Genomic DNA, 26,359 nt, shown 5'->3' with positions numbered 1-26,359 from the left:
GACTACCGTTCCTCCAAGCGATTTTTTCTCACGTTTGAGAACATGATCGTTCCTACTCTTATCTTCTAAATCGTTAATAAGTAACACTGTATCTAGTTCATTGTAAATGTGCTGACATCGAGTATTCCACATAATGAGGCTCCTGTTTAAACAGGTTGAATAGTTTGCTTAGAAATATACTATTTATATGGCACTAAGAGGTGCCAATTAAACTTGCATGAAATCAGCATTAACTAAGTGTATGCAATCTTAAATTAAGATGGAAAAATAAGTATGACAAATCGACACAATAGAAAATATTTTACGCCTTACCTAACTTTTAGTAAAACTAAAAGTACTCTATGGCTTTCAGATATACACAGAATGCTAGGTTAAAGAGAGACAGACTCTTCTGAAGTAATGCAAAATTTAGAATGCCACCTACCCGCCCTGCTCAATCCCTTCATATTTTGTAATTTTTCAAAAAGCTATTATTTGCTTCGTCGAAGCAACACTAAATCACTGTACATCAATCGTCCAGACGAGGATTTGCTCTTTATGTCATTGGCCAATATGTTAACGTTTTTGACTCGACCTTCGAGCGGTCAGATTTTATAAAGATTTTTATACGTAGTAGGTTCAATACCAGAACCGAAATAAGAAATTTCAAACAATGATGCTACCATGTTATTACTTTTAGTAATTGATATGCTTTTTCCAAAAAATCAGAGTGATTATATCGTGGTATGTAATGAAGACCCCTCGATTACCTCGTGTATATCCAAATAAGTAATATCTTTCTGACATTGACACTTAATTTGTGAGAGCTCATCTTTCGAGATCATCTCAATGTTATCTTCAAGGTAATTAAACATCCTGGTTAAAGTGAGTAAACCCATACTAGCGCATCGTCCATTTAGGGTGTGGGCTAAAAGCCTGGCTTGATCGAACTCCTTATTTGATAGGGTCTGTGAAATCATTTCGAGATCGATGTGCAAGGATTCAAATAACTGAACCCATCGTTTTCTAAATTGAGGCTCCCCTAAGATTAATTTAATTTCACTGATTAATTTGACGTCAAAACTATTATCATCCCTCAGCCTATCATCACAGTTCTGTGCAGTCACATTAGAGCTTTGGAAAGGTCTATTAATCTCTGTCGACAGTTGATGGGTAAATAAAATATCAAAAAGTCTCTGCCAATCAATAGGCTTTGGCAATACATGATTAAAGCCTGCTTTGTAGTAAGTTTCGATATCGTGCTTCATCACATTTGCCGTGACAGCAATGACCAGCATAGAGGCGGATGTTGTGCCTAGGCGCACTTTTCGACACAAATCAATACCGTCAATAAAAGGTAGGTGCATATCCAAGACAGCACCATCAAATAGGTTATTTTGCAATTCATACAGAGCGTCACGACCATTATTCACTGCAGTAACTTTATGCCCAAGCTGCCGCAGTCGTGCTGCGATCAACTCTCGGTTCAGCTCATCATCTTCAGCTAACAACAGATTTAGGCATCTGTGATTGGGCAGAGCGCTTGTTGGTGGCTCAATGTTAGGCTTGTCAATTTGCAATTTATAAACAAGCGGAAAGCATAACTCAAAGTAAAAACAGCTCCCCTTACCTAGTTCGCTGTTACAAGCCAGCTTACCCCCCATCAATTGCACCAAGTGCTTTGTAATGGGTAAGCCGAGCCCTGTTCCTCCGTAGATTCGGGTTGTAGAGTCATCGGCTTGGGTAAATTCTTCATAGAGCATTTCAAGTTTGGCCGGCTCAATACCAATGCCGGTATCAGAAACACTAAATAGCAAGGTTAGCTTGTTATGCTTTTCCTGTTTTTCTGTCACAGAAAGGATAATGCCTCCCTGATGAGTAAATTTGAGGGCATTGCCCAGTAAATTTATTAGAACTTGCTGCAAACGTGCGGGGTCACCAATCACCATCGGTAATGCTTTTGGAAGCTTTAAATCAAATGCAACTGCTTTATTACTCATCCCCATGTTACTGATCTCGAAGGACTTACGCGTAATCTCAACCACCGAAAATGGAGTCTTTTCCAGATTCACCTTCCCAGACTCTAGCTTAGTAATATCGAGGATGTCATTGAGAATCTGCAATAAGGTATGCCCGGCACTCTCCGCTTTAATCACAAATTGCTGATTTTGATGGTGGGAGGGATTCGCCTTTATATGAGAGAGCGTCCCCAAAATTCCACTTATGGGTGTTCGTATTTCGTGGCTCATCATAGCCAAAAAACGCGATTTTGCTCGGTTCGCGGTGTCGGCTTGTCGCTGAGCCACACTTAACTCAGCCTCTCGTTTTTGTAGTGTGTTAACCTTTTCGTGTAAAGAGAGCGTCTGCTCATGGACTTTTTGTTCTAAGTCTTTATTCAATCGTTTTAAGTCTTCACGCATACGATTGATACGATCCCCAGCATCGAATGAGAACAAAACAGCGACCACTATATTGCCACCGTATAAAATGTAATCTGACATCACAACAACTTCTGCAAGAATATGAATGCTATAGACTGCGGTGATATAGAGTACGCCTACATAGGCCGGCCAAGTCAATCTCAAGTATTGGGGTAATCCTTTTTTCTTCCACCACACGCGAAATATTAAACTAATTAAACACAAAGGATAGGAAATCATCAGCACCTGCAGAGATTCTGCCTGCGCAATCGATAAAAAGGGGAAAAAGGTTAAGCTAAAAATTAATACGACAATCACACCGGTAATAACACGATACATTAGCGGATCAAGTGTTTTGCATTGTAGGTGATTTCGTGAAAACAAGAGCATGGCAATTATGGTGATATGAGCGCTTGTTGCTGAAATCCAGTGAGTTGTTCTCGAGTCCCCGCGCCAACCCCATTCGTAAGCAAACCCTGTATAACCCAAACCTTGGACCATATAGCCCAATATAAAAAGCGTTAAATATAAAAAAGAATTATCTCGAATCGTGATATAAGAGAATAAATTAAACATCATCATAATGGCCAGCATGCCAAAAACGGCGCTAAAGAATACATTATTTTTTGTGTTTATATTTTGAAAGGCATCAAGAGAATAAATATTCGTTCTGGTGTCAAGGAGACCTATCGTCTGTAGTTTCAAATAAAGTTCGTAAGGATTGTCTTTCTCCAAGGACAATTTAAAAGCCGGTTTCCGGTATTTTACCTTTCTTTGATCATAATCTAAATTTTTATCAAAAATTTGATGTTCGACAACTTCTCCCTTGGATATAAGATACATCTCAACACTGTCGACCCAAGCCTCACCAACTTTGATGATCCATGCTGGTTCCGAATGATTATTAACAATTTTTAATTTCAACCAAAACGTTGAATCGGTATATCCAAAGATTCTCGGTTTTTGACCATAGGGCATAAAGCGTTCTGACGAAGTAAATTCCATTATACCCATAATGTCCATCTGCCCGTTTGGGTCTTCCAGGAAAGACATCTGTGAGCTAAGGAGTTGTCTATCTGTCGCGTGATCTAAAATGAGTTCATGTGGTTCACTGTGCTGGGCATGAAGCGAGGTGCAATGTGCAGTGATAAAGAATATTATAAAATACAAATAAAGATAATAATTTTTTGCCATAGGTCTGCACTTTACTTTGATTAAGACCATGTAAATAATTCAGCCTATCTGCCCGGTTGAATATTATCTTCCAAGCGGCCTTCGAACTCGATAATAAACCGGTTCAAGGCTGGTTTCCATTTCCGAATGAGCATTACCCAATTTTTCGATGCATAGCGAATCACTAGATAAATCACCTTCCGTGCCAAGCCTTCGATAGAGAAGACCCTCCGCTTCTTGATCGCTTTGCGGAGGACCTACTGAAGATTCAATCGCATTTGTCGTGTAGATGGCTTTGCGTATGTTAGGCGGATAACTAAAGAGCATATTGAGGTTGTCCCTGTGCGATCACCAGGAGCAACTGATTTTGTGGGTACTGAGTTACGAGAAAGCCTTCAGCTCTTGAGGGTGAAGAGAGTCTATCAGGAATAGAAAATCGATCTTGAACAAGTTTACTATCGATTTATCCGACCATTTGTGAAATTATATTTAACCGGGCAGATAGGCAGAATTATTTACAGAATCGATATAACGATTATAACCGTTACCCCTAAAATCCCGACTTAAATAGACTCCAGTCAAGTATTTTCGAATAAGTTCAAACCTATTTTAACATGGCCCTAAGGTATCTGTAAGCTGACTTGTTTTTTCTGGACAGGTATACGAGCATAAAAGAGTTCATAGTCACTTGTACTCACAACTTCAACAACGGTATTTATTTGCGCATCATAGCTCACAGCAAAACATTCCCCTGTGTCAGCAACGAAGCCTACTGCAGACCCTACCTTACAGAGTTTTCCATCGGTGCCAATAATTGCATTAATATTATTGGGGTTGATGTAGACTGGGCTCAGCTTGTTATCAACGCCGCCTGTTTCTGTGATTGCCACCCATTTGGCACTGCTGCCTTCCCTGCTAAAAAACTCATCAAATTCCGTGACAAACTTCACTGTCCAGCTACCCTCAGCTGACCCACGGTTAGTAACACATGCCTTAACGTTATTGCGTGTCACCGATACTCCCGGTGCATATCGAACAAATTTATTGTTAGCGTCTCGAATAACAGCTCGACATACCGGAGCAGAGTTAGTTCCTTCTGACTGAATCTTTACTTCACCTTCTGTTCCTGCATCTTTACGCAAAGGAAAATTTACTTTTGAATAGTCGTTATAGAGTGATGTTGAAAACCAGTAAACATCTTCCTTAGCGCTCTTCTCAGCTCTATCCCACATATTGACATACCCCATAGCGGAGCGATAGAAAGATTCAAGTTTGGCTAACGGCATCCCTTGAACGCGTAGATCTTCAATAAAATCAGGAAGTTGGCCAACTGTCGCAAGACCACGATCGTTATAGTCCACTCCGGTTAAATCCAATAGTGACATTGATGCTTTTGACAGCTTCAAACCCGGTTGTAACTGATTTATACTGAGATCACACTCGCTTCCCTGGCTGTTGCAGTAGGCCCCCATCAACTGCTCTGGCAAGTCGAAAGGATATTCCACATATTTTGTAACTTTCGTCCCGGCACTCCCCCACCAAGCAATTTGTTGATCAAATGGAAAACGGAAATAGTAGTGCTGTTTGCGGCCAATCGCATGTGCAATGCCGCCATTAAAATCTGTTCCGATGGCGACAGTGCCATAATACTCTTTAGTGATACTATCCTGTTTCACCCCAAAACCCTCCAGGTCATTAATATATTCATAAGCCTGGGACCATGAAGATGCGCTGCCGCCAACGGTGTCGGGTATTGATGCGTGAACATAATTTGTTGTTAACGATTGATCCCCCTGAAACTCGATCGCACCCACCATACCACCGACCGATGCTATTTTTTTAAACTGGTACTTGCCTGTATTCCCTTCATAGCGACGGCTGTCTGCTGCCGTAGCAAAAACACCACTATGCCCATGAACTACCGGGACATTGTAGGTATCCGCTAGCGCTAAGGTTGAGTTAAAGGTATATTTTCCCATATGCCCAACATCAATCATGTGTCCGAGTGACCACGATTTAAGAATCGCATGGCGACCGAGGTCTGATAAACCCCCAGATGAACAGACACCCATGTCGGGATTTGTATCTTCATTGAAAGCGGCCATTCCTTGGTAATCCCTGCAGGCTTCATAGCCCTCACTCCAAGTAGGCCCCTGAAAGACCAGAGGAGAGTTGAATGCTGGATGTCCCAGGCCATTGGCCTTTACATGCACCGGAAATACTGCACGAATACGCAGCATTTCATGGACCATAGCGGCTTTATCGATATCTCTCTGGTCGCACACTTTAGCACTAGCCGCACCCCATGCTGTCGACCAGCTTTCCTTACAATTGAATGCCTGATCAATCTCCGAACCCCAGACCATAGCCAGTTTACCGGCCTCAACGGCTGCTCGTGCTTCTTTTGCATCGGATACGAGTTCAATCCATTCGTGTTCTTGGGCGAGTTTATGCATTTCTTCCGTTTGTCCCAGTAGCGCCCCCCAATCATCAATATCCCATTTATTTTTTTCGCCATCGCCGTTCAGGTCCGTTTCAAGTTCGCCCATATATGCCGGGCCTTTTGCGATGTCAGGCAATCTTGTTTCGTCAGCATCCCGGCCGTTCCAATTCAAACCATGGTTATTGGCAAACGCGATCATTAAGCGCAAACCTCCAATATTGGCGCGCCGCAACCAGTGATTATGCATTTTTACGTGTGCGTCTTCCCAAACACGAGGCCAAGCGTTACCGGGATTGTCAGACCAAGAGGTGGTGGTGAAATCCGGGTACCCTGTACTATGCCGGTCCCATGGGACAACGTCAGAGTCCCACCTCCCGCCCGCTAACCAAAGTTGATCGAGCAATCCTCTCGCCGATTGTACACGCCACGTCCAGGTAAACCACGGATGTTTTTCAAGCAAATCATGATTATGATTTTGGAATGCTTCTGCTACTGTGCCGCGTACAGAACCGAAAATACCGCCGCCAAACGCTTTATAAGCAAAAGGGTGAGCATGAAGATCTGCATACCCGTTGAGAGGGGTATTGCTTACCAGACCAGAGCCATTACCGCGCTCCGGAGTAGCGAAATTACCATTACATGTTGAGTCTTTGATCCAAAACTCGGCGTGTGTGTTAAACACGCTGTTGCGCCCTATGGCCCCAGGAAAACAGGCCCGCCACCCCAGCTCTGACTGTGAATTGCTGCCGCCTTTGCCAAATTCCACCCCAGCAATATTAATCGGCCAGTGAGCACACGTTGCCAGCCAATCAGCGGAACTTTCGTTTTTATGATCCAGCCATGCATAGTATTTTCTATAGCCACGAGCACCCGCATTAACGGCTCCACTGGTTTCCCATTCATCATTAGTCCCACAATTCTGGCGCTTTAGCGCTCTCCACTTTCCTCCCAATTCATGAATTGAAGTCGATCCACACCTTGCATCGGGAACAGCCCACTCGCCCCAAGTACCCGTGCTGCCAGAATAGTCTCTACAGTAATGCGGCCGCTTAAAATATGTATTATTGATCGTTATGGTTGTCGTCCAGCATTCATCTTCCCATCGACTCCCCTCACCTCCATATAAACGGGCCGCATACCAGCGGTACCCTCCTTTGGTACTGCAGACTCCAGGCTGCAGGCTCGATTTATCAAAATAAGGTGCAGCAGTTACTGTTCCTGCTATACAGTTGATAGCGGCAAAAATAAACAGTTTTCCCAGGCTGCCGTAATATATCTTGACAATCGAGTTGAGTTTTAACTTATCCATATTTTCTCACTAGATAAGAGAACCAATGTACTAAAAAATAATGGGCTTCATGATAGCTGAGAGTGTCTATTCAAGTTTGACAGATTGACACAATAGAAATTTTTCTTGCACGAATACGAACGGTTGATTCTTAATTTTTTAATTAGGTGGTAACCTTAAGGTATTAGCGTTTTGGTCTCTAGGGAGTAAATCATAACCTGCAAGGCGCAGCTCACCATATTTACTCTTTTCAAGTTGGTACAGTTTTTTAAATTTGTACAATTTCCGATAAGCTCATAAAGGTCAGCTCATTGAATATTAAATCGCAGCTTTAAGATTTGCTTTGAACTGAACTGACTGCTGGCATTGCTCCGGTAAACCGGTACCCTTCCCCTCTAACTGTTTGGATAATTTGCGGAGGTTTGGCTTGATCGGAAATCTTACGCCTTAAGCGGCTAACCAAAGTATCGATGGATCTATCTGAGACATCTCGAAAACTATTGCCAAATAGATCCAATAAACGATCTCGAGACAAGGTTATTCCGGGGTGGGAGAGAAACTCTACCCAGAGAATGTATTCGCTTAAGCTTAAATCTATAAAATTACCGCAGGGGTCAGATATGTCGTGGTAGCGTTGATCGATATACCAGCCTTTGTAACGTAATATTTTGTTTTCTTTTCCTTTATTTGCTCGTGCAATAACTGTCTTGATCCGCGCCACCAACTCGGCGGGAGAATAAGGCTTGGCGATAAAATCATCAGCCCCCTGCTCAATCGCCTCTACACGAGCAGCCTCTGTGTTTCGAAGAGAAACGACCAGTAAGCCACAGGAAAGTCGGCGTCGCAGCTGCGCTATTCGCCCTAGAGCATCACCATCAGGAAGTGACAGGTCAAGTAATATTGCGTCGATTTTATTGCCAAAATCATCTAGATTCGTGTACATTTGCGCCAAACTAGCTGCGCCTTTGACGTGAAAGCCTCTAGCTTCCATTAAATCTGTCAACAATTCCCGTTGCTGAATATCATCTTCCACGATCAATAACTGGTACATATCCACTCTTCAAAAGCGGGTAGTATATAGGCATAATTGCAGGCAGATAAAGACAATCAACAATTGAGCTGTGAAACAATCAGCAACCACCCGCATAGCGGGTGGTATGATGAAAGCCCCCTGAGGGGGCTAATTGAATACCCCCCATTTAAAGCATCAAAATTTGAACAACCGTTCAAAGTAGAAAAAAATGATAATAGACAACCAATCACAGTTCCTTTTATTTTCATATTTCCTCTCCCTGCTGATCATATGAAAGTTGTGAGTTTAATCAGTGTAACTATAATCTCCCATCAAGCATACAACTAAAAGCTAGAGATTTCTGCCCGCTGAAAAAGACTCTGAGTGTGATCTGAATTAAATCGCAGACCAATCCTTTATGTCATTGAAAATTACGTAGGACTCTTTAATATTATCAGGATCATAATAAACTTTAACTTTTTTAGAGCTGCTAACAATGGCAAGCGCCCGATCAGCGCGATCTTCATCTTTATTGTTAATCATGCTAAAAACAGACCTTTCACATATATGTTTTTCTTCGTCAATATAGAATATAACCTTGTGTTCAAGGTTATAATAGTAACGGTTAAAAAAGCCTGCATCGTGATTAGATAGAACGGTTTTATTTATTTTTCTTAGCGATAAGAGTTGCCCTTTTGTCGAAACATATCTCTCTTCAATATCGTTAAAAAATTCTTGAGCCGGTATTATACCGATTTTATTTGCAATATTTTTCAACTTCCCATCCATGGTATTATTCCTTACGGAATAAGCCATCCAGAAAATAAAATAAGCAAAAAAAATAGCTGGAATAGCGATCAAACCAAATGTATAACTCATTACCAATAGATTTCCACAGTGATTACCTTGGCCTTCATCTTTCAATCCTCAAGTTCGCATTTCTAGTAATTCATCGTATTCACTGCACCTTAGGTCCGAACTGGCAATTCTGTTTGGCCATATCTCTTTTAACTTCATCCAAAAAGACATACCACCGCTTATAACGTGTACAGGTTGAATCAGTTGTGAAGACTGCCCTACGAGCCACTTGATAATAGCTGTCCCTTGCCTCTTCCTTGGTGTTGAAGCCTTGATTTCATGAACTAGCAGAAGGTTCTCATCACACCACAGCTCAGTCACTACCTCACCTATCACCTCTCCCTGGGAAAAAAATGTATATCGAATCATCGTCCCCTGATTTCTTGAACGAAACTGGACTTCACTTTCAGATACTTGTTCTATTATTGGAATGGTGCTCATAGCTTCTATTAGCGGCTGTTTCGATCTATTTGAAATTGAACCAAAAACCATACTCCAATAATCTCCCAATTATTTAAAAGTGATCATATACAAGCGCACTGCTACTCTTCTACGATTCGCTTCAGGTCTTCGAACCTTAAACCTAAAGGAGCATTAGAAAGATAAGTATCGATCCGTTTTAATTGACCTGGCTCTGCTATATGCATCATCTCTTTATGTTGTTGCTCTTTATAATTTTGAATCATTCTAAGCTTGGGGGTAGATGAAATAAATTTTCTAGCCTCCAGCACCTCTTCAGCATTATTGTGATAGTAAATGTAATCTACCTTTCCTTTTTTTAATACATGATCCAAAACAATTAAAGAGCCGGGAGGCTGCTGCTCAGGGTGAGATGTTTTTGTTAATGATACATCAGTCTTCAGACCATTGTACTCAATCCATGCATGTGAAGTTACACCCTCCCAAGTACCATCATTCACCCATCCAACTACAGGGATAACAGAAATCTGTTTTTCCGCCAAATAGCGAGTCATGAAAAAGGCTAAATGATAGCACCCTTCTGTGAATGACTGAGCTTGAATGAGCTTTTCTTCCAGTCTCTCAGCTAAATTAGCTATCGTCGCTTCCTCTTCAGTTAGATTGGATAACCAATTGATATGCTGTTGTTTTATTTTGATGATTTCATTCGCTCTTCTTTTTGCTTCACCCAAAATGCTTTCCTTTATATTATCTAAATCAGAATTTTATTTACTTTTATATGTATACTTTGAAATTCATATTTGAAAGCATATCCCAATAATTTCTTGATTTTGACAGATATAACCCGCCCTTTTTTTCACATTGACGTTTCTACGAACAAGGCAACCGTCATATTCCAATCTCTATATGTGTGACACTATGTGTTAAAACAAACTTCTCCAGCCTCTTCTACTATATTTCCAAAATCAGGAATGCTTATGCTGGCACACCATTTATCATCTGTTCTCCGCGGGTCTTCATCATAAAATATGAAGTACCTATTCCCATCAATCGGAGCATCCCCCTCTTTATTACGATCTTCAAATGATACATTTCCGTGAGAAATGGCATTCCTAAGACGCCTAATAATATATTTACATTTGTCTTTATCAGATTTATTTTCAAACTCACGAGTGGTAACAATAAGATTGAATTTACTTATAAAATCACAATACTTTGAGCTTGGAAATTTTGTAAGAAGATTACTTTCTCTACCAATAACAAAATATATGTACGCCGACGCCAAAATTGATCCGGGATTAAGTAGTGACCAACTCATATTTTGTGGCAAGGAACTAAGTCTTTCAACTCTTCCATTTTTAATAGCAATAGCCGAATCCCAAATATACCTCCAGGTACTATTAAAACTTTCTTGGATTACTTTTCTATCAGCTACAAATTTATCCATATTCCTACCTACCCCTTACTTTTCTTCAACAGTGGCAAGATGGGTTTTTTGGGGGACATCAGACACAACAGCATGACCAAAGGTCGTCATAAGCGGGACTCCTGCGGCCTTTAGGTCAGTCACAGTGATGACCTTGCCAGATTTCATCACCGGCATATCTAAGAAGCCGTTGTCTTCAGACCAAAAGCGAGCAGATACAGGGTGAAGAAGATCCATATCAAGCTCACCATCTGGATACAGAATAAACTCTAGCTTCCATCCGGCAGGGATCTCGGGCCATTGATAATCTGGGCTCACTGCCTGTGATAAGCGCCCAATAATCTCTTCTGTGTCCATATTCCCACCCAGTTCTTCTGAGCCTATCTAGTTTCTAACCCAAGCTTGGTATTCTGCTTATTGTTGCCACTAATTTTTTCTACTCCTCTCCATACTTTCGTAAATCGTACGCACATAACAACCGCCTGTAATGCGTATCTTTCTTATTCTGCATACCCTGCAAGAAACTCGCCACGTCATCAAGATCCAAGTTACCATTAGATACAGACCAAATGACGGCACTAACTTTGTTTGCGCATGATATCTGCTCGTCATCTTGAATAGCTTGAACGCTAGCGTGAGTAGATTTAACATTACCATTCAGGTTATCTAAATATGCATTCAACTTGCTTTTCTGCTGAGCCTTCAGCTCTTCAGCTTTTTCTATTAAAGGGCATATTTTATGGAACCCAAATATAGGGAACCACTGAGTAGATGCGATCTTGATCTCGTTAATCAACTTTAATAACTGAATATTAGCCTCATCAATGATACTAAAATAATTACTCATCATCCCTGATGTATCTTGGTGTGTGTATGTAATCGATTTGCTTGAACCGATTGCTAGGATTTTTTCACTATTACTTAGCGAGTCAAGATCTTCAGTTATATTTACCTTTATGTTTCCGCCGGAGTAAATCTCTTTCACGATGCCTTGAACTTTTCGGATATCCATGGCAGAAACAGGTAGATTTAAATCAGACAGCGCCTTATAAATTTCTACAAAATCATCCGTTTTAACCTTGTTAATACGAATAGTTGAAAAACCCTCAAGATCGATATCATGCTCACAAATCTCGTGTGACATGGAATCTTTTTCATATTCAACCAACAGGAAATTATTCCTGATACGCTCCGCATCTTCTGAGTTTGGCTCAACGTAAGTGAATACAGTTTTTAGTAAACTTTTAATATTTTCGTCACCAATACCATACCCCATAAATATGATTGGATTATGAATGAAAATAGAAAGCAGTTGGGCCCGGATAAGTTCGTACTTATTATTGAATTTAGTGTAGTCGTCTGCAGTAATAATCACTTTAGCTGGGTCAGTGTGACAACCGTGAATTTTATAGACAGAGCCGTATGGGTTACTTAGTAATATATCATTCCCCACCAGCGGCTGAAAGCCAAAAACATCCTCTACTAGCTGGTCATAATTAGTCGTGATCACTGAGCCGATATTTTTGCGAATTTTCTTTAACTCTGCAATTTCATCTTTCATTTCCTCACGATAATCAAGATTACTTATCAGATGAGAAATAAAAATCTTGAAGCGGCTCAAGTTATTTTCCTTCTCCATTTCTTCATAAAAGAAATCGTTTACATCTTTGAACTTACCGTTCCGGTCCGCACTCAAGGTGTTATTGAACTCATGTTCAAGCTTTGTCGCAATCATCGCAAAGTCGTATTTGCCATCAATTTGGCATTGTGATTTGATATCTAGATAAAACTCTGCATTGCCTGTTATCTCTGTGGCGATGTACTTGAGCAAGCCGTCCCAAGTGTACGAGTTTACCAAGTATCGGAGGCTGATGCCCGCACCAATAAATAGAACTGGATGATTTCTATATTGATTTATAAATTCGCGAATATTCATATTCTTATTCTTACTCCTTGATTAACCCTCGATCCCGAAGCTCAAACTTCAACAACCTCAACATTGTTGGGGGCATATTTCTATATCTAGAACTTCTAGGATCAGCGCACCAGCCTTTAACTGTATCAAGGCTTGTTGGTTCCAAAAGCTCGGCAACTCTTTCCTGCTTTAGAGGGATTGTTGCCATAATCATTCTTAACTCTTCATTGGGTGTCACGTTGTCCTTCCAAGCTATTGGTTAGTGTTCATAGTACACCCTGTAGAGATCAATATATGTGTTCATTGAACACCCTGCAAGTATCATCACCTATTTTTTGCATTTATCCAAAATTCGGCAATTGAACACCGAAACAAGTCCGTCTGAATGCAGACTGTATACGTTTTTCCCAAGGATCTATGTAAATTAGGGTCATATCTGCTGAGGTATGACCCAAAATATTTTGAATTAACTCAAGGTCAAACCCCTTGCGGTCCATCCAGCTTGCTAGGCTACGTCGCCCACTATGACTTGATCCGCCATGAATTCCGGCTTGCTTTATAAGGTCTCGCGCAAGGTTTTCGAGTGAACCACACACCAGAGTTGTTTTTATATTTCCATCGGCATCTGGGTATTTCTTGAAATTGAAAGATAGCTTGCGCCACTGTTTGCCTTTCAGAGATAGAAATACGGGACTATCTGGTGCAAGCCCAGCAAAAGCCCCATCTTCACTAAGCATTACACGATCCTCTATGCGCTGAGCCCTAAGATCCTCTAGTGCAGCTCTCTGCTGTGGAACCAAAAGGTATACCGTACGAGGCTTCCCTGTCTTGGTATATGTTCCAGGCAGCCTAAAAGCTAGCTTTAGCTCACCTGTTGGGTGGTATATATCCCCAATTTTTAGCTGTGCTACTTCATTGATCCTTAGTCCGCTACCAAATAACATCCAAATGAGAGCTACATTCCGCTTCCCTGTATCGCCCCGCGAAGCTGCCCACAGGATATGAGCCAGCTGCTTAGGCTGCTCCACGATCTCAGCCTGTCCTGAGCCAGTCACAGTGACAGACTTCAACCTATTCACAGGTCTAGTTCTAGCCATAGGTTTCCCCTGATTATCACAAATGCACCATATCTTGTACCTGTGATAATGGTTATTAATGCGCCATCTGATTAGCTCAAAGCTAGCAAAACCGGGCCCTGATGGGAATGTTTACTGGCAGACAACTCCACCGGAAAAATTGGGGCACTGACACGTGTCAGTGCGTAAGTTTTCAGGGGTAAGGTACCAGCCTTGCGTCCATGAGGAGAGCTCCACCAGCTTCGATGCCTCCAGCTGGACCTGTATCCGCTAACCCACTGAAATACAAAGAAACTTCCTATTTGGCGTCAACCCGTAATTGCACGTTAAGTGCAAAATACCAGCGCCCACGAGCCCGGTATTCAGTGCCGCGAATTATTGGCATATCTGCCCGGGTTACCGCAAAAATGAGAGTAAGAGAACACCACCTGCGGCGCGGCCCCCCCGCCCTGTCCAGGGTTGCCCCTGCCGACCTTAAAGTAGCGAAAAAGCCCCGCAATCAGTTGACCAAATAAAGCCATCATCGCCTCAGCCTCCATAAGAAATGAGAATTTCCACGAGAGTACCGCAGACAAATTGAACTTGCAGAAATAGCCCCTAACCTTGAAATCAACTTAAAATCCGCACGCAAAATCGCCAGCTGTTAACTTGACTTTCAAGTTATAACTCGACTGCAAAACTGTTGGGTAGAGGGTTGTAGCATTTGCAGGCTGGCAGCTCCGGCGAAAAAATTGGGGCATTGACACGTGTCAGTGTGATAGTTTTTAGGTTATCGGTTAGGAGCCTGCGGCAGCTAAACTCGGCCTGAGTACCGTTTCATGAAGCTGGTAAAGTTTCGTTAGCCAATATAGAAAGCCCTGAGCTTTTCTCTCTAATAGGTGGCTGTGTAGTGGTCAACTATTTCCGGATAGTAAGTTAAATTTTTCTTCCGCTTTTGCGGGAGGTAATCCGTCATTGTGTTGGTGGGGACGCTCCCAGTTGTAGTAAGTCATCAAGTAATGGCTGATGTCTCGGCTCGCTTCTGTGATAGAGGTGTAACCGCGAGAGGGTATCCATTCTCTATGAGCCATAAAACTTGGATCTATGACTCATTTACCGGTCGTTTTGTGAGTCATAGCCCTTTCGGTCCCTAACTGCGACAACTTATGGGGGGACGAACACGCCAACTTATGGGTGCACACTCACTCTATCCGAAGCTTGCTTTCCATGCCTTGCTAGGCAGTATGATATAAAATCGGATAATCAGGGGGTTCAGCTCAAGCGTAGAAAACTCAGAAAGGGGGTTTACTACCACCATGCTGGCCGTATAGACCGGTGCGAGCGGAAATGACTTAAGTGTTACATTTATGGGCATTTTGACAGTCACACCTGCTCCCTTTAAAAGCATTTGCGGAATACTGCGTGGATCATTCCTATTGCGTCAAGTATTGGTCAAAATGATTTAGAGAGGCCTATGCGTAGGCAATTCCGGATAATTAAACGTGGTATTAAAGCGTCTGGCATACCAGCCTGGCGGGCAACTTAAGATAACAAGCGCATTTAGGCTATGGTAGTCTTTCTGTATAAGATGCCAGAATTAATTCTACACCAATACCAAATAATTACTGCTAGTGATGAAGAGGACTCCAATCAATACGGGCAGTAAACGAGTACCGAATGAGATTGACAGCTCAAGGCTAGATTCCAGATATTACTTCGACGCCACATGATAAAGGTCTTATGACATGGAATATCATCATATTAAATACGAGCAAATTGGCCCTGTAGCCATCGTTACTTTTAACCGTCCAGAGGTTAAGAACTGTATTGGTACTCGCGCTCACCGTGAGCTGGTGGATGCATTCGATCGCTTTCGTACCGATGACGGAGCAAAAGTTGCGGTAATCACCGGTGCTGGCGATTCTGCATTTTGTGCAGGGGGTGATTTGAAAAGCAATCTTGCTGCAACCGAACCCACCAATCACCCCGATCCTGATGTGGCTGTTTTATGTCCTGTAGAGCCGGCTGATATTGCCCGGCATAATCGAGGTGAAGCTCCAGGGATTATAGGTCCATCCCGCTGGACCGATATCTATAAGCCTATCATTGCGGCAGTTAATGGAATTGCTTATGCGGGTGGCTTTGAGTGGGCATGTTTTGCCGATATGCGGATTGTAGAAGAACACGCATCCTTTGGAATGACTTGTCGTCGTTGGAATATCGGCTTAGCTGATGGTGGTACTCAGCGTTTGCCGCGTATTGTTCGTATGGGACGAGCGCTGGAGTTAATCATCACGGGAAAAGTTATTAATGCTGAAGAAGCTTATCGCATTGGATTGGCCAACGAAGTGGTGCCAAAGGGAGCCGCATTAGATCGTGCTGTTGAGTTAGCACAGTATATCTCTACCCTTCCCCAGCCAGCGATTCACTCTGATAAAGAAGCTGCCATTCGTGGTTATGGAAAGGATCTTGATGAAGGTCTACGAATTGAGGCTGAGTGCTTCAACCGATTATTCAGCGACTCTGAATCCAAAGAAGAGCTGTCCGAAGGCTTGAGGCGTTTTAACGAGCGCGATCATCCTGACCGAGTGCGAGGACAAGCCAAAACTCCCGGCATTATTCGTAGCGAAATGGAGTAATTGCGATAACCCAAAAGAAGGCTGTATTCAAGAGGATGTATTGTTTAGGGGCTTAGATACCACGAATATATCTCGGACAATGTAGTAGAGGCCCATAGTGCCTATATGGGCCTCATTACTTTGGTGAATCAGTGGGGTTCTTATCGTCACTTTTATGATCTGGACAGGCGCCCTCTTCCCAAGGCTCAGTCTTGATTAGACGCTTGAATCGGATACATGTTTTTTATTTGCCTTTACGCTCAATCATTCGAATCCATATCCTTACTCCAAGCCATTGGCAAAAACGCATCATCGAGACTGACATTCAGGTTGTGGGTAGAGTAATTCGAGAGTACTTTTAGACTAGTTCCAACTATCACCTCTAGAACCGTCTCTTTCGTATAACCTGCTGCAAGAAACGCCTCAACTTCCTCTTCTGTAGCCCATCCACGTTTCTCATTGATAATGACACTGAATGCTCGGAGCGCTTCGAGTTTAGGATCATCGAGTGTTTTGCCGCTACGCAGCGCCTTGATGACATTTTCATCTACACCGGCCATTTTGCAAACGGCGGTATGCGCAGCCATGCAGTAGGTGCAACCGTTTAGGCGGCTGTTTGTCATCAGGATTATCTCTCGCTCCGTTTCACTCAAGCGAGATTTATCAAATAATCCCATAAGTGTTAGGTAGCTCTCTACCATTACAGGTGATTCGGCCATGGTTGCCATTAGATTGGGTACAAATCCCATTTTCTTTTTAGCGGCTTCTAGAGTGGGCTTAGAGGCTTCTGGTGCTGTTTCAATTGTGTAACGTGTAAAATTGACCATGAGTCTTACCATATAAGTTGGGTTTTACGGTGCTCGATATCGATTTACATTGAGTGCTTGCACCTCTTTGGCGCCAGTCAGCGCAAAAGAGGTGGAGGTGTTTACATACTATGCAGTTGTAAACTGACTCAGCTTTTCAAGTACGGGAAATAAGTCGCTGGGTTCTGGGCGACGCGTATAGTCAGGATTCACCTCCGCATATGCGATTGTTCCATCGGTATCTATGACATATCTTGCAGGCATAGGTAAGTTCCACGCGCCGTCACGATGGATGGTCGGGAGTTCGACTTTGAACACCTTGTGGAACTCAATTACATAAGGTTGTAATGTCCAGCGGATACCAAACTTTTCAGCAAGCTTTCCACTTTGATCAGTCAGAATTGGGAAGCTTAGCTTGTTATCTCTCTGAGATTTGCGGCTTTCAGCGGGCCCTTGCATGGAAATAGCAACCAGGGTTGCACCACGCGCTTTGATCTCTGCAGTAACTTCTTCTAACGCTTGCAGCTCAATATTGCAGTAAGGGCACCACACGCCTCGATAGAACGTTAGAATAACGGGCCCTTTGGCTAGGAGTTCTTCCAGGACAAGGTCGTTACCTTCTGAATCTGGCAATGTAAAGTATGGGACTTTCTCCCCTACTTTAATCGAACGTTCAACTTGGCCACTAGCAGCCAATTCCCTGGATGATCTGGCAAAGGCTTCAAATGCTCCTTCCGGGGCCTGTTGCTTAAATACTTCTTTGAAAGCATCTAGTTTGTCTTGAAGAGACATAACCTATTCCTCTAATGGTTTAAAGTTTGGAAGCGCGAGCTTTGGGTAAGCCTTCGATGTGACCTGGCTAATTCTCCAATTGGTCTCTATGCAGGTACTTACGCCAAACCACTATTGGGAAGATTAGTTACTTTGATTTGCGCTATAAACATGCTATTTTGATACTCATTGTATCCATTGGGGACACAATCTGTGTTTCAACAAGCCCATTTGAACGAAATAGTTGTATTTATTGCTGTTGCCGAACATGGAAGCTTTACAAAAGCGGCGGCATCATTGAACTCAACCAAATCAGGCGCTGGTAAGGCAGTGAAGAAGCTTGAGGAGGAATTGGGTCTTAAGCTATTCAACAGAACCACACGAAGTATCAGGCTGACAGAAGAAGGCAAAATATTTCTAGATGCCGCAAAACATGCGTTAGAAACAATCAATGAGGCCAGGCTTTTACTGCATGCCAGGAAGGATGAGCCTGCTGGACGATTGCGTATCAATTTGCCAATAGGCATAGGCCGAACTATTGTCAGTGCTTTGAAGGGGTTCACGCAGTTGCATCCCAAGGTTACGGTCGAGGTCTCTCTTTCAGACAGTCTAGAGGACGCTATTAGAGGTGAATGGGATGTCGTCGTGAGGATTGGTGAACTGGAAGATAGTTCTTTTATCGCAAAAAAAATATGTGAAACCAGACGTATCCTGTGCGCTTCACCTGAATATCTTTCACAAAAGGGTATGCCAAAGACTTTGGAAGATTTAAAGGAGCATGATTCTCTTGTTTTCCGTGCACCTACAGGAAAATTGAGAGGCTGGTTGTTCCAAGAAGATGGAGGCCCAATTACTGAATTTTCCCCCTCACCGCTAGCAATATTCAGAGATGGACGAACTCTGATTGACGCAGTGGTAGCCGGTATGGGAATAGCTCAGGTTTATGATAAAGCGCTTGGCTTTTCTGTTCAAAATAGTGAAGTTGTTGAGTTATTCCCAGAGAAAGCAGTTCCAGGACCGCCTGTTAGCGCACTGATTCCCAGTGGTCGAGCGATGCCGGCAAAGACCAGAGTCTTTATCGAGTTTCTAAAAAAGGAACTGAGTTAAGCCCCGGATTATTAGGTGGACTAGGAGCAACCTAAATTCCATCTAGTGCTGTTTCTATTGTTCTTTACCGCCCAGCTCTCGATAGTTGACGGTTCTTTACTGTTGCAAGGCTTTAAAGTTCGATATTACTCTCTGTAACATCCGATATTAATTAATGTATCTTTGAACCCAGGCTCCAATAACATTACCGACATATTCAGCATCTGATTTTTTCATAAGCAAATGATCGGCTTTGTCTAAAGAAATAAAACTTTTAGGATGGTTCGCAGCAGCGAATATTTTCGCCGCATGCTCAATTGAAACAGTGCTGTCTAGTGGTGAATGCATTACTAGCAGCGCTTTCCTTAATTCCTTAAGGTTAACCAAGACGTCTGCTTCATTTATATCATCAATGAACTGCTTCTTTAGCGTAAACTCTCGCCCAGCCAGAACCACTCTTGCCTGACCTGTTTTATTGATGCTATCGAGTTCCTCTTTAAACATATGCTGGATGTGTTTAACATCACTTGGAGCAGCTATAGTAACAACAGCTTTAGCTGTCTTTATCATACCAGCGGCTTTCAAAACGGCAGCACCTCCAAAACTATGCCCAATTAACAATTTTGGTGCCTCGAAGCGGTTTTCGATTTCATTGTAAGCACTAAGTAAATCCTCAACATTGGATGAAAAATTAGTATTGGAAAAATCTCCATCACTATTACCCAATCCAGTGAAGTCAAACCTTAATACTGATATCCCTTTACTGGTTAATGACTTACAAATATTGCTTGCTGCAATAATATCTTTTGAGCAGGTAAAACAATGTGCAAAAATTGCATAAGCCTTTGGGGTTCCAACAGATTCCTCTAACTTGCCCTTTAATTCTACGCCATCACGATTTGGGAAGTTAAACTCCATGACGTTCTCCAATTTCAATTACTTATAGAATACTCTAATCTCAACAAGGAAAAACCCCTGTCTATCATAGAAAGGGGTATGTGAATATGTGATAGTCTTTTATATGTCAACTGATATAAGGTAGACCTGTATTTGCTTAGGCATCGATAGAATCTTCAGGCTTTATATAATCCATACTGGTTGTTCTAAGGCATTTAATTAATCCAGGTTCAGGCCTGCGACAATATTGCTAGCTAGACAGTTATCTTTCATTCTTTATGGGCCTATCGATAAGCTCTATGAGAGATTGATATTTTACCTCGCTAGGCGGTACCTTTGAGAGTTGTGTTAGCATCTAAAGTCTGCGGCTTTGAGCCTTCAAAAACATGCAGAAACGTTGTCGGGTCTGGGCGTCTCCGATAATTGTCGGTCTCATCACCGAATATAACCGTACCATCTTCATTCAGTGCTATCACTGTGGCCATAACGGTATCCTTAGGGTAACCAGGCATTCCTGCAGGGGAACCGCCAATATCTTCAATGCCTAGGGCTTTAGCACCCATTAAGTTGTCATCTTGAAGAATTTCAAAATGACCAGGTAGGTCAAGCTTGTCGGCTAACTTCCTTGAGTTGTCGTAGCCTTGGTTAGAGATAAACTTTACCTTCACATCATATTGCTTAAGTGTCTCAGCATACTTCTTCACTTCTTTTAACTGGTTCATACAAAATGGGCACCAGTTGGCTCTAAAGAACACTAATAGTGTTTTAGATTCGTCAAAAGAAGTGGAAGACACAGCCGATTTATCTAATCGATTAAAATTCATTTCAGGCAGTTTTTGGCCTTTTGATATGGCCTTGCTCTTTCTGCGGTTGTAAACGGAGAATGACCAGATATACCAGTGAAGGGATACGAAGCCCAGGGCAGCAGCTGCAATAGGAACGTACTGAGACAAGGACATTGGAGCCTGGTTCGAATAAGTTGAATAAGCAACCAGTGCAACTCCTAAAAAGTTAACGGCTTGAATAACTGGCAGCCTTTCTGATGTTCTTGAAATGCTGAACACATTTGTCAGAACCATCAAGAAAAATGGTAAAGGCAAGGTCGCTAAAAGTGCGCCGACCCAAACCGGATCGCCGCCAGACATATAGATCATGATGCCGGACCCTACTCCGCCAAGCATGTTTAATAGAATCATTGGTAAAATAAGTTTTGCTTTCATTTCAAGCTCCTGAAGCGTTGGGTTAATGTCCAAAACTTGCGATCTATCCTAGTACATCACATTGACTCAATAATTAGTTCAAATAGAGAAACAATGTTGCGAAAACGGATACAATCGGATTTATTTTATCGATCTATTAGTAGTGGCTGGCATGAGTAACTTACACTCAGTTCTAGCAGGAATTTAGTATTTCTTAACAAATAAAGGAGCTAGTAAGCTGGAAGAAGGTGTAAAGATGTAGACAAGATCAGACCACGATCTGACAGATCGTCTTGAATAAGAAGGGTTTACCGGTTTTGATGAAAGTGCCTAAACCTAAAAGCAAAACCAAGGATAAACCCCATGATCCATACTAATGATCGCATCATCAAACATTAACTGCTAGGTGATTTCGATTGCAATACCACTCCAAACGTAACTATGCCTTCCAGCGTTTTGATGACGCAACGTTCGCCATCCAATATCAGCCCTCCAAACTGGTTGATCTTCATTCGGGTTATAATATTTGATTGTCGACCCATCCTTGGCAACCAGGATATTATGGAAACCCATTTCATGAGCAGACCCAGGGGAAGGGCCTCGAAACATCATAAAAGCGCAATTGTAATAGGTGTCGGTAAGCAAGTTCCTCGGCATTCCCCCATTACTAGCTGGCTGTATGAGATTTGTAAACAACGCATTATAATCAACTCTATTGCCCGGCTGCGCGAATTGAAGGCACATGTCTTTCTGGGTCGCGTCATATAAAATCCGACCGGTACGCCCAGGGCACTGGGTATTCACATAGTTTCGCACACGCATCGGCGAACTATTGTTGGCCGCCACTAAGGGATGGTCGGCACCGTTTGGCATCAGAGGTAGGTCCCCATTCTGCCATTTGATAGCGCGCCACAGAGTGTCTTCCACAAAACTCTGTGGCCTTGGCGCACGGAGATCAAATCCTGACACTGCGATCTCGGTGCAGTGAGCGGCGCAAGAATTACCGTTCTGACTCGGTAAAGTTTTAAGATTCAACATCAAAATTTCCTTTTTCGTTGTGCTTGACAGTGAGAGTAGTGAGTCCAATGTACCAATTTGATAGGCAGTAATATATAAAATGGAGTGAAAAATAAGATTACGAGTTATTACGTGACCAGCAGTAAAACCGCGTACTTCCCTTTCCTGATTTAAGGGCCATTTTTTCAATGCCACTTTCAAAGGACTTCGAGACTGAAGCAGCTCTGTCTGAGTAACAACACAGAGATATAAATTCTTAAATCAATCGCTATAGCAGTTCTACGGTCGTTAGTAACCATAGAAATTTTTTTAATAAAAAAGGATAATGTCTTTAGTCAGCGTTTTATCCTCCACATCCTTGGCATAATCGTATAAATTTAATAATGCCGTTAGGAAGGGCTATAGATGTTTGATGTGGCCCCATACACTCCAAACTATTTTTTTATTTATAGATAACGCAGAAGACGGGCCCTTAACTTTTCGGGCCATCCTAATCTTCCATCTATGACAGTTACCAGCTGGAGAATAGCCTCATAAGGACGAGGTTTTCAGGAGTGTAAACTCGCTTTCCGTCAGTGCCTTCACTCTACCAATAACCTAATATTTTCTATCAAACTCATTTCAGAGTTTTTATAAACGTGCTTTACTAGTGCAAAAAGCTCGGTTATCCCCTGAGCCTCTTTATTCAGCATCACAGGTTATTGGTAGTAGATCTTTTTGAGAATCTAACTGTTCTAACTTTACTGGTTGCTCCACCCGCTCCACCCGCTCCACCCGCTCCACCCGCTCCACGAGTTCCATAGTTCTGCTTATCCTCCATTAGGCTCCGTTTGCCCTAAATGCGTTTATCTCTGTTAGTGATCAGCGTATCTATCACAGGAACTTATATGCCTTTCTGATAGTCAAATTTTGCCAACTGAATTCTGGAAAGTTATTGATAGGTTCTGATTGCCATGGAGCGACGTGATTTCACAAAATTATTTCTTGGGGCTACCTCTGTATTTGCTGTCCCTCGACCACTCATCGCTTTAGATGCTTTATCAAGCCAACCGGTGAATGATGATGACGAGTTTCAACGTCTGATTCGCCATCGTATTCTTAAGCAACACGCGGCACATGCAGCAGTTGCAGGTACCCTAAATTTTTCTGATCGTCGAATCATTACTGTTCGAGAGCCTGAAGCCAAGGATACTTATCAACTAGGGGACGATACGATTTTTGAAATTGCGTCGTTAACTAAGATATTTACGGCCTTGCTATTGGCTGTTGAAGTTGTGCATAAGAGAGTGAAACTCGATGATCCTCTCCAGGATTACGTACCAGCCGGTGTAAAAGCTCCAACTTTTGAAGGGCAACAAATCACTCTCGCTGACCTGGCTACCCATGCTGCTTCTCTTCCTCTAAGACCAAATAATCTTGCTGCATCGGCACCCGATGCGCCCAATAAGTACGCTGGTTATTCCTTTGAGCAGCTCTATGGGGGCTTGCCAAGCTATCATCTGAAAGCTAGCCCGGGTACTCAATTCAGCTATTCAAACCTGGCTTTTGGGCTCTTAGGTCAAGGACTTGTTTTGAAGGAAGGCCGCTCTTTTGCAACGATACTGCGAGAGCGTGTGACGGGACCTTTAGGGCTAAGTGATACCACTTTAGAGGATGATCCCAAGAAGTCTGCTCGGCGAGCTCAAGGCCATGACTTTTATCTCAGCCCGATCGGCCCATCAAGCGATGGGGTGCTCTCGCCGGCTGGCGGTTTACGATCCACAGCCAGAGATCTCCTCACACTTCTCGACTTGTTTATCAACGGTCGAGGTCCTAAGGATTTGGTTGCGGCATCGCGGCTAATGCTGTCAACTGATAGGCCGGGAGGCAGTGGTATCACTCGTATGGCCCTGGGTTGGCGCAGGACAACCACCAATGGAGAGACTTACTATTGGTCCAATGGCAGCAGTGATGGATCGCGTACATTTATGGGCTTTAACCCTGCGCGGAGCATCGGTGTTGTTGCCTTGGCAGATACTGCCAGCGGTGAAGGGCTGGATGATATTGGCCATCACTTCTTGAACCCCGAGCAGACGGTATCAACTAAGGTTGTCCCTGCGCCAGATTTCATTACTTTACCAGAGGAGGTGCTTTTGAGAGGTGTCGGGCGCTATGGGCACGGAACAGATGATATTGTCGAAATCAGCCGTGGCTATACAGGTCTTATAGTTTCAGCGGAATATGGAGAGTTCGTAATTCGACCGCAATCGTCCACAATCTATGCATCGAAGATGGTCCCAGGGTTGACTATTGAGTTTGAGGAGGGCGATACGAGCCCTGCCCGCTCGTTTATTCTTCGTCAAGGTGGAAAAGCTTACTCCTATAAACGACTGCCCTAGTTTGAATGGTCGGCTAGTTACTACTGGGGTGGAAGGAAAGAATACACCGCACGCGAGATGCGCGGTGTATTTTTCCCTTCTCCCTTTTTAGTAAGTGCAGCCTAGGGGAATATTAGACGAAACAGTTTTAACTTATTGATTAATTGAGATTTTTTATATCAGTCAGGTCATTGCTGCAAATTGATTTATCAATACCACATCTTAATTGGGCTGGATTTGGCCGGGTTTCGTAGTGGCCGACGCTCAGTAATTACTAGCCGAGTTTAAAATCAGCAAAAATCAGTTAAAGTGACTCAAAATACTGCGAACTACCTCAATCCCTCCACAATATTAATCTAGGAGTAATCTCCAGAAGAATTATTGCAAGACACTTTAATTCGTGGTGGATTGTTAAGAAGTGCTATTCCTGAATAATTTAAAGAATATTAATGTACAGTCGTGCTAAGTAATATTATATATTCTATTTTACTCTGGTTTGGCATCAGAGCAAAAACAGTGAATTCCATCGCTGAAAGTAGCAGGAAAAGGCAGGAGAATAATTATGACAAAAATAGTGAGCCGCAGTATCAACCGGGAAGTGAGTTTTACCGTGTTGGTAGAGGATAATTCGCCGATACTTTTTCAAACGAAGGTCAAAAAATCACTCGAAAACTGGCTGGATGAAGCGCAGACTATCTTAAAACGAGCGATAGATATGTGCACTGTAGCGATTACATACCCTGATAAGGTTCCTGATAAGTTTAAAAATTTAGTCTCCTACTACTTTGGCCTTCCTATGGATTGCCCGCCACAAAGATATTCAAACTGCGTAAATGCGATACTCCAAAAGCTCAGTAAAACCCAGATAGGCTTGAGTGGTGATGTAGAGTGTGCGGATGTAAAAATGATGCCCACCTTGTGTAAAGTTCAATGCTCTACCATATCGACGATAGGATATCCTTTTGGTATTGAGGACCCTTCGAAAAACGCGGCCGGGTTTGTGTTTGTGCCCTTTACGGAAAGTTGGGGCAGATCAATTTCAAACTTCTGTAAGTTGTCATGGGCCGGTGGAGGGCAACTTAAGGGGGGGAGCTTTATGAAGCCCAATCAAAATCCTATCTGTTTGAGTTTTAGTAAAATTTGGGAAAAAGGTGAGGTTTTCTGCATTGTTACTCTGATCCATGAAGGAACACATAAATATGCGCAAACCGTGGATCATAAATATTTTAATGATGAAGGCATTGCGGATAAATTGGATAAAGCTATCAGTGAAGGTGGCGCTATATGGATGAAGTTCCATCAGGACAGTGGTAAAACCCATGAACAAGCATTCAAGCTTGTTGTACAGCAGGCATTCAATCAGTTACGCGGACAAGATGCAGCGGCAACTCTTATGGCAGAGCTCACTGAGGTGAAAGCGGTGGAAAATGCGGACTCATTGGCATGGTTTGCGTATGACGTAGCACAATTACCCTCTGAGCAGGAAGTTGGGAGAATTGTTACCGGGATGGTAGGTAAACGAAAAGTACACCCAAGCCTACTTAATCATTAAAGGAAAACCCAGGGGGCAGTCTAATTAATTGAGATGATTACGTTTCCTGCAATTTGGGGTCCTATAC

At 42.7% G+C, this 26,359-nt stretch carries 18 protein-coding genes and 2 pseudogenes; 4 read left to right on the top strand and 16 right to left on the bottom strand.

The annotated features are described in order from the left end of the window. Nucleotides 1-713: 713 nt before the first annotated feature. The 11 genes and pseudogenes from ACJJI6_RS05790 to ACJJI6_RS05740 form a co-directional block, all read right to left on the bottom strand. Nucleotides 714-3,593: a hybrid sensor histidine kinase/response regulator gene (locus ACJJI6_RS05790; protein WP_475712783.1), complete on the bottom strand. Its 2,880-nt coding sequence runs from the start codon at nt 3,591-3,593 to the stop codon at nt 714-716. 44 nt (nt 3,594-3,637) lie between these two features. Beyond that, nucleotides 3,638-3,911: pseudogene (locus ACJJI6_RS05785) on the bottom strand (transposase); the annotation flags it as partial. Nucleotides 3,912-4,192: 281 nt separating this feature from the next. Then, complete coding sequence (locus ACJJI6_RS05780; RefSeq protein ID WP_475712782.1) at nt 4,193-7,324, bottom strand: membrane dipeptidase; 3,132 nt, start codon at nt 7,322-7,324, stop codon at nt 4,193-4,195. A 310-nt stretch (nt 7,325-7,634) separates the two neighbouring features. Next, nucleotides 7,635-8,354, bottom strand: coding sequence for a response regulator transcription factor (locus ACJJI6_RS05775; protein ID WP_475712781.1), 720 nt, complete (start codon nt 8,352-8,354; stop codon nt 7,635-7,637). Nucleotides 8,355-8,711: 357 nt separating this feature from the next. Then, a complete protein-coding gene (locus ACJJI6_RS05770; RefSeq protein ID WP_445364218.1) occupies nt 8,712-9,239 on the bottom strand; it encodes a hypothetical protein in 528 nt (175 codons plus the stop codon). A 476-nt stretch (nt 9,240-9,715) separates the two neighbouring features. Further along, complete coding sequence (locus ACJJI6_RS05765; protein WP_444897364.1) at nt 9,716-10,324, bottom strand: hypothetical protein; 609 nt, start codon at nt 10,322-10,324, stop codon at nt 9,716-9,718. Between the two features lie 185 nt (nt 10,325-10,509). Then, nucleotides 10,510-11,040, bottom strand: a complete 531-nt coding sequence (locus ACJJI6_RS05760) for a HEPN family nuclease (RefSeq protein WP_444897363.1) — start codon at nt 11,038-11,040, stop codon at nt 10,510-10,512. A gap of 15 nt (nt 11,041-11,055) precedes the next feature. After that, entirely contained in the window at nt 11,056-11,376 is a 321-nt protein-coding gene (locus ACJJI6_RS05755) for a hypothetical protein (protein ID WP_444897362.1), read from the bottom strand. A 79-nt stretch (nt 11,377-11,455) separates the two neighbouring features. After that, on the bottom strand, nt 11,456-12,955 hold the full coding sequence (locus ACJJI6_RS05750) for an SIR2 family protein (RefSeq protein WP_445364219.1): 1,500 nt from the start codon (nt 12,953-12,955) through the stop codon (nt 11,456-11,458). 320 nt (nt 12,956-13,275) lie between these two features. Next, nucleotides 13,276-14,031 (bottom strand): tyrosine-type recombinase/integrase, encoded by a 756-nt coding sequence (locus ACJJI6_RS05745; RefSeq protein WP_445364220.1) that lies wholly within the window; start codon nt 14,029-14,031, stop codon nt 13,276-13,278. Between the two features lie 872 nt (nt 14,032-14,903). After that, a pseudogene (locus ACJJI6_RS05740) lies at nt 14,904-15,068 on the bottom strand (IS3 family transposase); the annotation flags it as partial. A gap of 666 nt (nt 15,069-15,734) precedes the next feature. Between ACJJI6_RS05740 and ACJJI6_RS05735 the strand changes: the two are divergent. Next, the gene (locus tag ACJJI6_RS05735) at nt 15,735-16,628 is read left to right on the top strand and encodes an enoyl-CoA hydratase/isomerase family protein (protein WP_475712780.1); all 894 of its coding nucleotides are present in this window, start codon (nt 15,735-15,737) and stop codon (nt 16,626-16,628) included. Nucleotides 16,629-16,867: 239 nt separating this feature from the next. Here ACJJI6_RS05735 and ACJJI6_RS05730 read toward each other — a convergent pair whose 3' ends face one another. Both ACJJI6_RS05730 and ACJJI6_RS05725 read right to left on the bottom strand, forming a co-directional pair. Continuing rightward, complete coding sequence (locus ACJJI6_RS05730) at nt 16,868-17,434, bottom strand: carboxymuconolactone decarboxylase family protein (RefSeq protein ID WP_252081685.1); 567 nt, start codon at nt 17,432-17,434, stop codon at nt 16,868-16,870. Between the two features lie 108 nt (nt 17,435-17,542). Then, nucleotides 17,543-18,205 (bottom strand): peroxiredoxin-like family protein, encoded by a 663-nt coding sequence (locus tag ACJJI6_RS05725; protein ID WP_445354184.1) that lies wholly within the window; start codon nt 18,203-18,205, stop codon nt 17,543-17,545. Between the two features lie 192 nt (nt 18,206-18,397). Between ACJJI6_RS05725 and ACJJI6_RS05720 the strand changes: the two genes are divergently transcribed. Further along, nucleotides 18,398-19,291, top strand: coding sequence for a LysR family transcriptional regulator (locus tag ACJJI6_RS05720; protein ID WP_413661990.1), 894 nt, complete (start codon nt 18,398-18,400; stop codon nt 19,289-19,291). Between the two features lie 147 nt (nt 19,292-19,438). On the opposite strand, the gene ACJJI6_RS05715 is transcribed toward ACJJI6_RS05720, so the two are convergent. The 3 genes from ACJJI6_RS05715 to ACJJI6_RS05705 all read right to left on the bottom strand — a co-directional run bounded on the left by ACJJI6_RS05715 (nt 19,439) and on the right by ACJJI6_RS05705 (nt 22,584). After that, the gene (locus ACJJI6_RS05715) at nt 19,439-20,188 is read right to left on the bottom strand and encodes an alpha/beta hydrolase family protein (protein WP_282932837.1); all 750 of its coding nucleotides are present in this window, start codon (nt 20,186-20,188) and stop codon (nt 19,439-19,441) included. A 302-nt stretch (nt 20,189-20,490) separates the two neighbouring features. Continuing rightward, nucleotides 20,491-21,387 carry a peroxiredoxin family protein gene (locus tag ACJJI6_RS05710; RefSeq protein ID WP_444959550.1) on the bottom strand — a complete coding sequence of 299 codons (897 nt, stop codon included), beginning with the start codon at nt 21,385-21,387 and terminating at the stop codon, nt 20,491-20,493. A 381-nt stretch (nt 21,388-21,768) separates the two neighbouring features. Beyond that, complete coding sequence (locus ACJJI6_RS05705; protein WP_444941708.1) at nt 21,769-22,584, bottom strand: hypothetical protein; 816 nt, start codon at nt 22,582-22,584, stop codon at nt 21,769-21,771. 752 nt (nt 22,585-23,336) lie between these two features. Here ACJJI6_RS05705 and ACJJI6_RS05700 point away from each other — a divergent pair. Then, entirely contained in the window at nt 23,337-24,761 is a 1,425-nt protein-coding gene (locus tag ACJJI6_RS05700; protein ID WP_475712779.1) for a serine hydrolase, read from the top strand. 541 nt (nt 24,762-25,302) lie between these two features. After that, nucleotides 25,303-26,292 carry a hypothetical protein gene (locus ACJJI6_RS05695; protein WP_475712778.1) on the top strand — a complete coding sequence of 330 codons (990 nt, stop codon included), beginning with the start codon at nt 25,303-25,305 and terminating at the stop codon, nt 26,290-26,292. The last annotated feature ends 67 nt before the right edge of the window (nt 26,293-26,359 follow it).

It is taken from the genome of Microbulbifer maximicatervae (SeqCode) (assembly GCF_056232625.1).
This window is presented reverse-complemented; position numbering and strand designations above follow the sequence as displayed.